This window comes from Streptomyces sp. Ag109_O5-1 (genome assembly GCF_003814875.1).
Lineage (GTDB): Bacteria > Actinomycetota > Actinomycetes > Streptomycetales > Streptomycetaceae > Streptomyces > Streptomyces sasae.
The window spans coordinates 3092438-3103805 of the sequence record NZ_RKQF01000001.1 but is presented as its reverse complement, the minus strand read 5'-3'; the positions used below and the strand labels follow the sequence as shown (position 1 = coordinate 3103805).

Genomic DNA, 11368 nt, shown 5'->3' with positions numbered 1-11368 from the left:
AACCCCCTCACATGACCCACGCCGTAACGGTCCGCCACAACTTCGAGACCGGTCACCGGCTGCCGCACCTGCCCGGCAAGTGCGTGAACCTCCACGGGCATTCGTGGTGGGCGGAGGTCACCGTCGAGGCCGACGAGATGGCCGCCGGCCTGGTCGTGGAGTTCGGGCCGTTCAAGAAGCTCCTGCGGGAGTGGATCGACACCCACCTCGACCACGGCGTCATGCTCGGCCCGCTCGACCCGCTGCTGCCCGTGCTGCGTTCCCACAGCTGCAAGGTCTACGAGGCGCCCGACTGGCCCACCGTCGAGAACGTCGCCGCCCTGATCGGTGACGTCGCCTCTAAGGCCCTGACCGAGCTCGTCCGCGCGCCCGGCGCCCGCGTCACCCGTGTCCACATCCAGGAGACACACGTCAACGCCGCCACCTGGACCGCCTCGTGAGCGACACCCCCACCCTCGTCTTGGCCGAGGTGTTCGGCCCGACCGTTCAGGGCGAAGGGCCGTCCACCGGCCGGCGTGCAGCGTTCATCCGCCTCGGCGGCTGCAACCTGCACTGCACCTGGTGCGACACCCCCTACACGTGGGACGCCTCCCGGTTCGACCTGCGCGCCGAACTGACCCGCACGCCGGTGCACGACGTCGTCTCCCGCGCGCTGAACGGCAACCCGGCCGTCGTGGTCATCACCGGCGGGGAACCGCTGATGCACCAGCACCAGCCCGGCTGGGAAGCCCTCCTGGACTGGCTCATCGACGCGGGTGTCGAGATCGAGGTGGAGACCAACGGCACCCTCGCCCCCACCTCGGCCACCGCCTGGCGGGTGACCCGGTTCAACGTCTCCCCGAAGCTCGCGCACGCCGGTGACCTCGAACGCGACCGCATCAAGCCCCGGGCGCTGCGCGCCCTGGTGGAGACCGGCCGGGCCGCGTTCAAGTTCGTGTGCGCCACCCCGGACGACGTCACCGAGGTCGCCGAGGTCACCGGTCGGCTGAACATCCCGGCCCGCCTCGTGTGGGTGATGCCCGAGGGCACCAACACGGCCGCCATCACCGACCATCTGGCCGCCATCGCCGACCCCGCCATCGCGGCCGGCTTCAACCTGACCACCCGTCTCCACGTCCACGCGTGGGGCAACGAGAGGGCACGATGACGCTCAACCCCTCACCCCGTGCCGCCGCCGCCCGCAAGTTCACCGCCGGCCTGGCCGCCTGGTTCGAGGCCCGCGGCCTGGACCCCGACAGCGAGGCCCTGTCCGGTACCCCGGGCCGCGTGCTCCGTGCCCTGGACGAGTTCACCGCCGGCTACGAGGACGACCCGGCCCGGCACCTCGCGCGAGTGTTCCCCGTGGAGCACTCCGGGCAGCCCATCGCCGTCACGGGTGTCCCGTTCACGGCGCTCTGTGAACACCACATGCTGCCCTTCAGCGGCACCGCCGACATCGCCTATCTGCCCAAGCCCGGCGCCCCCGTCGCCGGCCTGTCCAAGCTCCCACGAGTGCTGGACGTCTACGCCAAGCGGTTGCAGACCCAGGAGCAGATCACCAAGCAGGTCACCGCGGCCCTCGACGAACACCTTCAGTTGCTGGGCGCGGCGTGCATCATCCGCTCCGAACACGGCTGCCTCGCCTTGCGCGGCGCCCGTAAGCCCGGCTCGCAGATGGTCACCGCCTCGTACACCGGCGTTTTCTACGAGGACCCGCAGGCCCGCGCCGAGCTGCACACCCTGTTCAACGCCCGCGCATAGGGGAGGCCCGTCATGGCGGACGAACTGGCGACCGACGACCCTCGCGCCGTTCAAGCCCTCCAGCTGCGCCTGGCCGGCGTCGACTGGCACACCATCGCCGACCGGCTCAACTACCCGGACGTCGTGGACGCCCTCGACGCTGCCACGGCGGTCGCGGACACCCAGTACGACGGCATCTCCGTGGACCCGCTGCGGGTCCTACAGATCCTGCGCCTGGACCGGCTCCAGGCCGCGGTGTGGCCCGCGGCGATGAAGGGCGACCTCAAGGCCGTGGAAGCCGTGCTGTCCATCGACGACCGCCGTACTCGCGCGCTCCGCCTTAACCAGAGGAGCCGGGATTGAGCGGCCTGCGCCCCGAGCACGCGGGCGACGGCAAGCCGCGCTGCGGGGCCCAGAAACGGCAAGGTCAGCCCGGCGACACCTGCTCCCTCGTGGCCGGGTTCGGTACCGACCACGTCGGGATCGGCCGGTGCAAGTTCCACGGCGGCAACACGCGCAACCAGCGCATCGCCGCGGCTGCCGAACTCGCCGACCTTGAGGCCCGCCAGATCCTGGCCACCCTCGACGTCACCCCCGTCGGCGACCCGTTCGCCGCCCTGTCCCGCCTCGCCGGCCAGGTCGTCGCCTGGCAGGAGGCCATCAGCAGCATCGTCAACGACCTCGGCGACCGCATCCGCTACGAAGGGGCCGCCGGCTCCGAACAGCTGCGCGCCGAGATCGCCCTGTACGAACGGGCGATGGACCGTACCGGCCATGTCCTCGGCCTGATCGCCAAACTCGGCATCGAGGACCGCATGGCCCGGGTCACCGAACGCCAGGCCGACGCGCTCGTGTCCGCCCTCGAAGCGGCACTCGCCGCCGCCGGCGTAACCGGCCAGGCCGCGGACGCCGCCCGCAAGGCCGCCGCCCGCCACCTGCGCGCCGTCTAACCCCCACCCCTCCGGAGCAATACGTGCAGCTCGAAGCAGAACTCGCCCTCGACGACTGGGAACGCGCCTTCAAGGCCCAGCAGGAAGCGGCCGTCACCGCGGCCATCGCGGCGTTCCCCTTCCTGGGCCAGATGGGCTACCCCACCGGGTGCTGCGACCTGCGGATGGAGTGGGAGAAGGAAGGGCTCGGCGAGGGCACCGTCTGCGTCGACGACCAGGCCCGCGGAACCATCGAGTTCAAGGGCATGCCACACAAACCCGTCGGCGAGGCCATCGACCAGCTCATGGGCAAGGGCTGGTTCGAGAACGCCCCCGACGGGATCGCCGCGGCCGGGCCCGGCACCTACTGGTGGAACGACGAGGACTTCGGCGGCGAGTGGGAGATCAAGGTCACCGACGAAGGCCGCCTGGAGGTGCACATGGACTTCATGCGTATCCCCGACGTCCTCGGCGTGCTGGACACCTTGCACACCGCCCTCACCGCCCAGTAGCAGCCACGGGAGGAGGCGCCGAGGTGTCCACTGACCAGGACGCGCTCGCGATGGCCGCCGACCGCCTGGAGGGCCGCAGCGCCGCCGCGGACCGCTACTTCACCCCCCACGGCCTGGCGGAAGACCTGGACCCCCGGGTCGTCCTCACCCCGGCCCTGGACTTGCTCGACCAGAGCCTTATCGACGTCGCTGAGGGCCGCTGCCGGCGCCTCATCTGGACGATGCCTCCCCAGGAGGGAAAAGTCAGCGGGTCAGTCGCACGTTCCCGGCGTGGCTGCTGGCCCGTAACCCTGACCTGCGTATCGGCATCGCCTCGTACGAGTTGGGCACCGCCCGCCGGTGGGGCCGCGCGATCCGCAACGACATTCAGGCCAACCCGGAGAAGTTCGGCCTGCGGGTCCGCCGGGACACGTCCTCCGCGTCGGAGTGGCAGATCCAGGACCACGACGGTGGCGTCTACTCCGTCGGCGTTCAGGGAGCCCTCACCGGCAGGCCCGTCGACGTCCTCATCATCGACGACCCCATCAAGGACCGAGCCCAGGCCGAGAGCCAGGTTTTCCGGGATCGCGTGTGGGACTTCTGGACTGACACAGCGCGCACACGTTTCGCCCCGAACGCCGTGGTCATCGTGGTGCTCACCCGATGGCACGAGGACGACCTAGCCGGCCGTCTCCTCGCCCAGGACGTACGCGGCGAGTGGCGGCACATCAACATCCCCGCGCAAGCCGACCACGACCCGAACAAGGGCGAGACCGACCCGCTCGGCCGTGCCCCCGGCGAGTACCTGGAGTCGGCACGAGGCCGCACCCCGAAAGACTGGGAAGACACCCGCCAGGACGTCGGCTCCCGCACCTGGAACTCCCTCTATCAGGGTCGACCGTCCCCGGTCTCCGGTGACGTGTGGAAACGTAACTGGTGGCGCCGCTACAGCACCCCCCTGTGGTCCCAGCACGAGACCAACGCGGACGCCTACTGGGTCCACGACGTCGACCAGGTCGTCATGTCCTGGGACATGTCGTTCAAGGACACCCGCTCCTCGGACTACGTCGTCGGTCAGGTGTGGGCCCGTAAGGGCGCGAACGTCTACCTCCTCGACCAGGTCCGCAAGCGGCTCTCCTTCACGGACACCGTCAAGGCCTTCCAGGCCATGGTGAAGCGCTGGCCGCAGGCCACCGCGAAATTGGTCGAGGACAAGGCCAACGGCACAGCCGTCATCTCCACCTTGAAGAGCAAGGTCCCCGGGATCATCGCGGTCACCCCGACCGAGTCCAAGTACGCCCGCGCCAACGCCGTTTCCCCGGTCATCGAGGCCGGCAACGTGCTCCTGCCCGAGGCGGAGGTCGCGTTGTTCGACCCGGACGAGCTCATCGACGAGGCCGCGGGCTTCCCCAACGCCAGCCACGACGACCAAGTGGACGCCACCAGCCAGGCCCTGGCGTACCTGCTCTTGGACCGTACCGGCGCCCACGCCTGGATCAACCACTACCGGGCCAAGACCGAGTCGGCGCTGCCCGGCCCCACCCCAGACCCGGAGCCGGAACCGCCGGCCGAACCGGACCAACCCGCACCCGAGACCCCGCCCGTCGACGAGGCCGAGGCCCGCCGCCGAGCACGCAACGAAGCCTTCCGGAACCGAAGAAACATGTGAGGGGGCTCGTTCCGCATGGGTGTCCGTTCTCGCCTTGCGCAGCTCCGTAAGGCATTCGCACCGGGTGTACCCGGCGCACCCGAGGAACTGGAGGCCGGTGAGGCCGCGGCGCAGATGACGCCGGCCTCCCCGTTCAGTCCGGGCGAGCCCGTCGCCCCGTACGACGGGTACTCCCGTACGCCGCGCTCGCAGGACTACGCGACCGGCTACAACATCGCCACCCGGCCCCGCACGCACGAGCGGGTGGCGTTCTCCACACTGAAGGGACTCATCGAGTCCTACGACGTCGCGCAGATCGCGATCTGGCACCGGATCGACTCCATCCGCTCCCTGGACTGGAGCCTGATCCCGTCTGAGACGCACCGGGGCGACGTCACCGAAGCCATCGCGACCGGCATGGCCGCGCTCGCCAAGCCTGACCGCGACCAGCCGTTCACGACGTGGCTCGCCGCCTGGCTGTACGACATCCTCGCGTACGACGCCGGCACCCTGTACCGGATGCGCAACCGCCGCGGCGACGCGGTCGGCCTGCGCGTCGTGGACGGCACCACGATTGCCCCGCTCCTCGACTACTGGGGCAACACCCCGAAGGACCCGGCCCCCGCGTACGTGCAGTACGCGCAGGGCCTGCCGTGGAACTGGCTCCGCACCCGCGACCTCATCTACGTGCCGTTCCGGAAGATCGCCGACAGCCCTTATGGCACGGCGCCGCTTGAGTCGATCTTGCTCAACGCGAACACGGATCTCCGGTTCCAGCAGTATTTCTTGCAGCGGTTCACCGAGGGCAACATCCCCGAGGCGTTCGCGAGCGCCCCCGAAACCTGGTCCCCGGAGCAGATCGAGGAGTTCCAGACCTACTGGGACGCCGCCATGTACGGCGACCAGGCCGCCAAGCACCAGATCAAGTGGCTGCCCGGCGGGTCGGGCATCAGCTGGTCCAACGAGAAGGACTTCAGCGACAGCTTCAGCCTGTTCCTGATGCGCAAGACGGCCGCCGCGTACCACGTCGTCCCGAGCGACCTGGGATTCACGGAGACCGTCAACCTCTCCAGCAGTGAGTCACAGGGCGACGTCGGGCACCGCATCGGCGACCTGCCCCTGATCCGGCACGTCCAGGGCATCCTGACGAGCTTTCTTCAGGACGACCTCGGGCTCCCGCTCCAGTTCGCGTTCGACCTGGGAGAGGAGCAGGTCGACAGGCTCCAGCAGGCTCAGGCCGACCAGATCTACGTCAACCTCGGCGCCATCAGCCCGACCGACGTACGCGAGATGCGATACGGCCTGTCCGAGCCCGAGGGCCAGCCCGTACCCCGGTTCATCTACTCCACCCGGTCCGGGCCGATCCCGCTGTCGGCGCTGTACGGCGTCGCCGGGCCCATCGACCGCGAGACCGCCGCACCAGCCCCGAACGCGGCACTGCCGCAAACGGTGTTCACCGGCGTCGAGGGCACCCAGCCGAACCCGCCGATCGTCAACGAACCGCTCGCCGAGCAGCTGTACGGCCCCGCAGCGATCCCGCCGGGCGCCCAGCAGGTCACCGACAGCGGCACCGACGGCTCGCCGACGGAGACACCGCTCGGCAAGGAAGCCGACCCCGAGCTGGCCAAGCGGGAGATGACCGCCTTCCGGACCTTCCGCAAGGCCCGCCGCCGCTCGCGGCTCTGGCGCGACTTCGAGTTCCGGCACGTCGACGAACGCACCGGCCGCCGCCTGAACCAGGCCGGCCGTGCCCAGGTGTGCAAGGACGCCGGCCAGGTGGCTGTCGCCGGGCTCGCGGTCCAGGCCGAAGACACCGGCCGCGTACTGATGATCCAGCGGGCGCTGGACTCCACCGACCCCGCCGCGGGGACGTGGGAGTTCCCCGGTGGCCACCTGGAAGGCAACGAGACACCCCTGCTTGGGGCATGGCGGGAGTGGGCCGAGGAAACCGGCTGCATACCCCCGCCGGGCCAGCAGACAGGCGGCTGGGGCTGCGGCATCTACGAGGGCATCGTCTGGACCGTCGCCAGTGAGGCGTCCGTACCGCTCACCGGCCGTGACCAGGTCACCAACCCCGACGACCCCGACGGTGACCAGGTCGAGGCCATCGCCTGGTGGGACCCCGCGCAGCTCGCCGGGAACCCCGCCGTACGCCCCGAACTCCTCGACGCCCTGGACGCGGTGCTCAACGCACTCGGCTGCGGCGACGACGAGCCCGCCCCGCTGGAGAAGGCCGGTGACGGCGGCCCAAAAGGATGGCCCGGCTGGGCCGCTGACGAGCGCGTCGCCAACTACTGGGTGCCGCTCATCGCGACCGCAGCCGCCTCCACGCTGACCCCGCAGCGGGCGCAGCAGTTGGCCCGCGACTACCAGGACAGCGGGCAGGGCAACGACCCCACCGCCACGTCAACGGCGCTGACGGCCGCTGCTCCGGCCTGGTTGCTGTCGCAGGGCCTCGACATTGCCAGCGGCCTCGTTCAGCCCCTCACCGGGCTGTACACGGACGCCTACCTCGTCGGGTCGGCGGCCGCCGCCGCCCTGGTCGATGGCGAACCGATGCGGCTCGGCGGGTGGAAGCCCGGCGACACCGACAAGGCCCATGCCGTGCTCGACACCCTCGGCGCGGCCGCCGGCCTGGCCGTCCTCCTCGACAGCATCGGGCAGGCCGCCGACCGGTTCGCCACCAGCTGGCTCCGCGGTGCCGCCTGGGCCCTCGCCCATGGCACCAGGTCCGGCATGGCCCCGGCCGACATCGCGGCCGCCATGACCCAGGCCGACCCCGCCCGGCTCGCGGCAGCCACCACCACCGAGGTCACCCGCGTGTCCGGTGCTGCCGCGCAGGCCCTCTACCAGCGCCACGACGTCCGCGAGGGCCGGTGGCTGGCAGAGGAAGACGCCTGCCCGACCTGCGCCGCGAACGCCGCCGCCGGCCGCGTCCCCATCGGCGCCCCGTACCCGAGCGGCGATACCTCCCCACCCATCCATCCGAACTGCCGCTGTGCCGTGGTGCCCGCGTAGGAGGTCCACCCTTGCCCACCGAGCAGCGTTACGTCCTCGGCGTCGCCTACCAGGCAGGCCCTGACCCCACCATCAAGCGAGGCGCCGACGGCGGCCGCGATTTCTTCTCCCCGGAGGAGCTGGAAAAGGCCGCGTGGCGGTTCATCCAGAACCCCGACGTCGGGCTGTTCCATGCCGACGGCACCGAGGGCGCGGCAACGGTCGTCGAGTCGTACATCTACCGGGGCCCGGACTGGGACCTCGGTGACGTCGTCGTGAAGTCCGGTGACTGGCTCGTCGGTGCCGTCCTCGACGAGCACGCCTGGGCGCTCTACAAGTCCGGGCGGGTCAACGGTTTCTCCCCGCAGGGCACAGCGCGCCGCATCACCCCCCGGAGTAGCTGATGCCCCACATCCCCGACGACGACTTCACCGAGCTGGTCGACGCGAATATCGGCCGCGTCGACCTGGTCGACAAGGCCGCGAACGGCCTGCCCTTCCTCATGGCCAAGGCCGCCGACGGCAGCCAGGCCGGCCTGATGGACCCCGCCTTCGTGCGCGACCTCATCGGCAAGACCGCCACCTCCGAGCCCGACCCCGCACCGGCCGCGGGCGACACGGTGACGATGACCGGCACCCCCGGCGCCCTCGCCCAGCTCATCCAGCAGGCCGGCAGCCTCAAGAAGGACGCGGACATGGCAGACGCCCCCGACCTAGACCCGACCGTGGTCCTCGCCGAGCCAGACGGGGACGCACCCGGCGACCCCAACACCCCCGGCAGCCCCGCGTGGGAGGCCGTCGACGCCGCGACCGCCCGCAAGTGGACGTCCATCCTGTCCCGCGCCAAGAGCGCGCTCGGCGTCATGTCCGACCGGGAAATGCTGGAGGCCGCCTCGGCCGACCCGGACGACTACGACGCTGCCCTCGACCTCGAAGACGCGGCCTACGCCATCGACTACGCCATCTCGATCCTCGCGCCGTTCGCCGTGGACGAGCAGGCCGAAGTCGACTGCGGCACCGCCGAGATGGACGCCATCGGCAAGGCCCTCCGCGCCTTCGACCCGGCGCAGCTGGACGTCATCGAGTCCCTGTCCCACGTAGCGAAGGCCGGCCGCACGCTGTCCGCCGCGAACGAGCAGGCGATCCGGCACGCGGTCGCCTCCCTGGAGAAGGTGCTCGCCAGCCTGCCACCCGCCCCCGAATCTCAGGAGAGCGGCCAGGAGGTCGCCAAGAAGGAGACCCCCATGCCGGAAGGCACCATCGCCGAGACCGTCGAGACCCCGGCCGCGGCCACCGACCCGGTCGGCAAGGCCGACGGCGACGAGGGCAAGGCGCCCATGGTCGCCGTCTACGACTCCGCCGGGCGACTCGTCGGCATCGTCGACCCGGCCGAGATCACCCCGATCTCCGGGGCCGACGCGGGCGACGACACCCCGACCGCCGAGGACGCGCCCGACGCCGGCGACGACTCGGCCGCCGACCTCGACCCGGCCCCGGCCGCCGACGCCGGCACCCCCGCCAAGGACGTCAACAAGGGCGCGGACACCGCCCCCGCCGACGACGTCACCAAGACCACCACCGACACCGACTCGGACGCCGTACTCAAGAGCAGCGACCTCGCTGAACTGGTCAAGGGCATCCTCGACGAGCACAGCGCCGGCCAGAGCGACCTCATCAAGACGCAGGGTGAGGCGATCGTGGAGCTGGCGGACCTCGTCAAGGGCCTTCAGGGCCAGGTCAAGGCGCTGGAGGAGCAGCCCGCCGAGCCCGGTGTGTTCGCCCAGGGCGCCGTCCCGCCCGCGCATCTGCTGCGCGGCCAGGACCGCGGCGCCGCGCCGGCCGAACTGGCCAAGGCCACGGCCGACCAGCTGCGCAAGCAGCTGTACAGCGGCACCGCCGCCGAGCAGAACGAGGCCGCGAACGCCATGAACGCGGCCGCCATCGCAGCGCTCCAGGCGATCCACCAGCAGCAGCGGTAACCCGCCGCCCCCTCCTCGACCCAGACCCCCGAACCCCCGGACGCGGACACGCGCCGGGGGTTTTTGCATGCCCAGGAGGCACCCCCTTGAGCGCTCCGCTCGAAAACGTCACCCAGGAGACCCTGGACGCCATCCAGAAGGCGCAGACCACGGGCATCCTGACCGGTACGGGCGTCTACTCGTACGACCTGTCCGGCCTGGTCAACCTCATCCCGGTCCACACCCCGTTCCGTGACATCGTCGCCCGCGTCAAGTCCACCGACGGTAACCCCTACGCCGTGTGGCGCGCGATCATGAACACCACGAACGCGCAGCCCGACCCGTCCATGGGCTTCGACTACGCGGCCAACGAAGTGATCTTCGCCGAGCAGGACTTCCAGGCGAAGTACAAGCCCACCGGCCTCGCCGGCATGGCGACCCAGGACGCCTTCGACCTCGGCACCGGCTACGCCGACCCCTTCCAGGTCGCGACGTTCCAGACGCTGAACCAGGTGATCATCGGCGACGACCGCAAGCTCCTGGGCGCCCAGAGCTTCGCGCTCGCCCGGCCGGCCGCGCCGACCATCGTGCAGTCCGCCACCGGCGGCACCATCGGCGCCGTCACCGTGTACGTCGGTGTCGCGGCCCGTACCGGCTCCGGCTACTACTACGGCTCCGGCAACAGCCAGGGCAACTCGGCCTCCACCACGTTCGCGTCGGGCACGGCGAACTCGCTGACCGCCACCGTCGGCGCGGTCCGCGGCGCGGTCGCCTACGACTGGTTCCAGTCAGCGAACGGCACGACCTGGTACTACTACAGCACGAGCACGGTCAACACCATCCAGATGACCAAGGTCATCGCCGCGAACCAGGCGCTGCCGACCGGCCCGACCGTGCCGGACCTGACTAGCAACTGGCAGGGCACCCTCAACACCGTCCCGACGTTCAACGCCGCTGCCGACAACGGCTCGGCCAACGCGAACGACTACGACGGTTTCATGGCTACCCTCTCAGGTGACTACAACTCGGCCGGCCAGTGGGTCCAGCCGGGCACCGGCACCGCGAACCCCTCGACGTTCAAGTCCCTGGACGGCGCAGCCCTCACCCTGTCCGGCGGCTCCGTCGCGGAGATCGAGAACTACGTGTTCCTCCCGCTGTGGAACGCCATCAAGTCCAGCCCCACCGCGCTGATGATGAACGCCCAGCAGGCCCAGGAGATCGCCAACCTCGTCCTCGGCTCGTCCTCGGCGACGACCTTCCTGAACACCGACCAGAGTGGCCGCATCAGCGTGACCGCGGGCGGCCGGGTCGGCGAGATCGTCAACGCGCCGGCGGGCGGCATCACGGTCCCGATCGAGGTCCACACCTCGCTGCCCCCGGGCACCATCGTGGCCCGCACCGACAGGGTCCCTTTCCCCCAGGCGAACGTGACGAACGTGCTCGAATACCGCAACCTGCGCGATACCGCCCAGTTCGACTACGGCGTCTCCCGAGTCGCCGGCGTCGCCGGTGGCGGCCCGCGCCGCGAGTTCGAAATCCGCTCGGTCGGCGCCTTCGTCAACCGCGCCCCGGTCGCCATGGCGACGCTCTCCAACGTCGGCTGACCGACACCCGACGACGGGGCAGT

The 11368-nt window shown here is 70.7% G+C and carries 11 protein-coding genes; all 11 read left to right on the top strand.

Features of this window, described 5'->3' with window-relative positions; all coding sequences use genetic code 11:
- The first annotated feature begins 11 nt into the window (after positions 1-11).
- Positions 12-440 (top strand): 6-carboxytetrahydropterin synthase, encoded by a 429-nt coding sequence (locus EDD90_RS13905; RefSeq protein ID WP_123973317.1) that lies wholly within the window; start codon positions 12-14, stop codon positions 438-440.
- Positions 437-1147, top strand: a complete 711-nt coding sequence (locus EDD90_RS13900) for a 7-carboxy-7-deazaguanine synthase QueE (RefSeq protein ID WP_123973316.1) — start codon at positions 437-439, stop codon at positions 1145-1147. Before EDD90_RS13905 ends, EDD90_RS13900 begins: the two co-directional genes overlap by 4 nt.
- Positions 1144-1740 (top strand): GTP cyclohydrolase I, encoded by a 597-nt coding sequence (folE, locus tag EDD90_RS13895; RefSeq protein WP_123973315.1) that lies wholly within the window; start codon positions 1144-1146, stop codon positions 1738-1740. Before EDD90_RS13900 ends, folE begins: the two co-directional genes overlap by 4 nt.
- Positions 1741-1752: 12 nt before the next feature.
- Complete coding sequence (locus tag EDD90_RS13890) at positions 1753-2082, top strand: hypothetical protein (RefSeq protein WP_123973314.1); 330 nt, start codon at positions 1753-1755, stop codon at positions 2080-2082.
- A complete protein-coding gene (locus EDD90_RS13885; RefSeq protein WP_260327848.1) occupies positions 2079-2669 on the top strand; it encodes a hypothetical protein in 591 nt (196 codons plus the stop codon). The genes EDD90_RS13890 and EDD90_RS13885 overlap by 4 nt, the downstream gene beginning before the upstream one ends.
- Positions 2670-2692: 23 nt before the next feature.
- Complete coding sequence (locus EDD90_RS13880; protein WP_123973313.1) at positions 2693-3160, top strand: hypothetical protein; 468 nt, start codon at positions 2693-2695, stop codon at positions 3158-3160.
- Between the two features lie 199 nt (positions 3161-3359).
- Positions 3360-4808: a phage terminase large subunit gene (gene terL, locus EDD90_RS13875; RefSeq protein ID WP_311737273.1), complete on the top strand. Its 1449-nt coding sequence runs from the start codon at positions 3360-3362 to the stop codon at positions 4806-4808.
- 15 nt (positions 4809-4823) lie between these two features.
- Positions 4824-7805 carry a phage portal protein gene (locus EDD90_RS55400; RefSeq protein ID WP_185149080.1) on the top strand — a complete coding sequence of 994 codons (2982 nt, stop codon included), beginning with the start codon at positions 4824-4826 and terminating at the stop codon, positions 7803-7805.
- Between the two features lie 11 nt (positions 7806-7816).
- Positions 7817-8188: an XkdF-like putative serine protease domain-containing protein gene (locus EDD90_RS55395; RefSeq protein WP_185149079.1), complete on the top strand. Its 372-nt coding sequence runs from the start codon at positions 7817-7819 to the stop codon at positions 8186-8188.
- Entirely contained in the window at positions 8188-9762 is a 1575-nt protein-coding gene (locus EDD90_RS13860; RefSeq protein WP_123973311.1) for a hypothetical protein, read from the top strand. The genes EDD90_RS55395 and EDD90_RS13860 overlap by 1 nt, the downstream gene beginning before the upstream one ends.
- Before the next feature lie 86 nt (positions 9763-9848).
- On the top strand, positions 9849-11345 hold the full coding sequence (locus EDD90_RS55390; RefSeq protein WP_185149078.1) for a hypothetical protein: 1497 nt from the start codon (positions 9849-9851) through the stop codon (positions 11343-11345).
- Positions 11346-11368: the final 23 nt, after the last annotated feature.

Bases quoted from the DNA above. Each gene is read 5' to 3' on its own strand.
- folE (WP_123973315.1), top strand. From the start codon at position 1,144: ATGACGCTCAACCCCTCACCCCGTGCCGCCGCCGCCCGCAAGTTCACC.
- EDD90_RS13860 (WP_123973311.1), top strand. From the start codon at position 8,188: ATGCCCCACATCCCCGACGACGACTTCACCGAGCTGGTCGACGCGAAT.
- EDD90_RS13890 (WP_123973314.1), top strand. From the start codon at position 1,753: ATGGCGGACGAACTGGCGACCGACGACCCTCGCGCCGTTCAAGCCCTC.
- EDD90_RS13905 (WP_123973317.1), top strand. From the start codon at position 12: ATGACCCACGCCGTAACGGTCCGCCACAACTTCGAGACCGGTCACCGG.
- EDD90_RS55400 (WP_185149080.1), top strand. From the start codon at position 4,824: ATGGGTGTCCGTTCTCGCCTTGCGCAGCTCCGTAAGGCATTCGCACCG.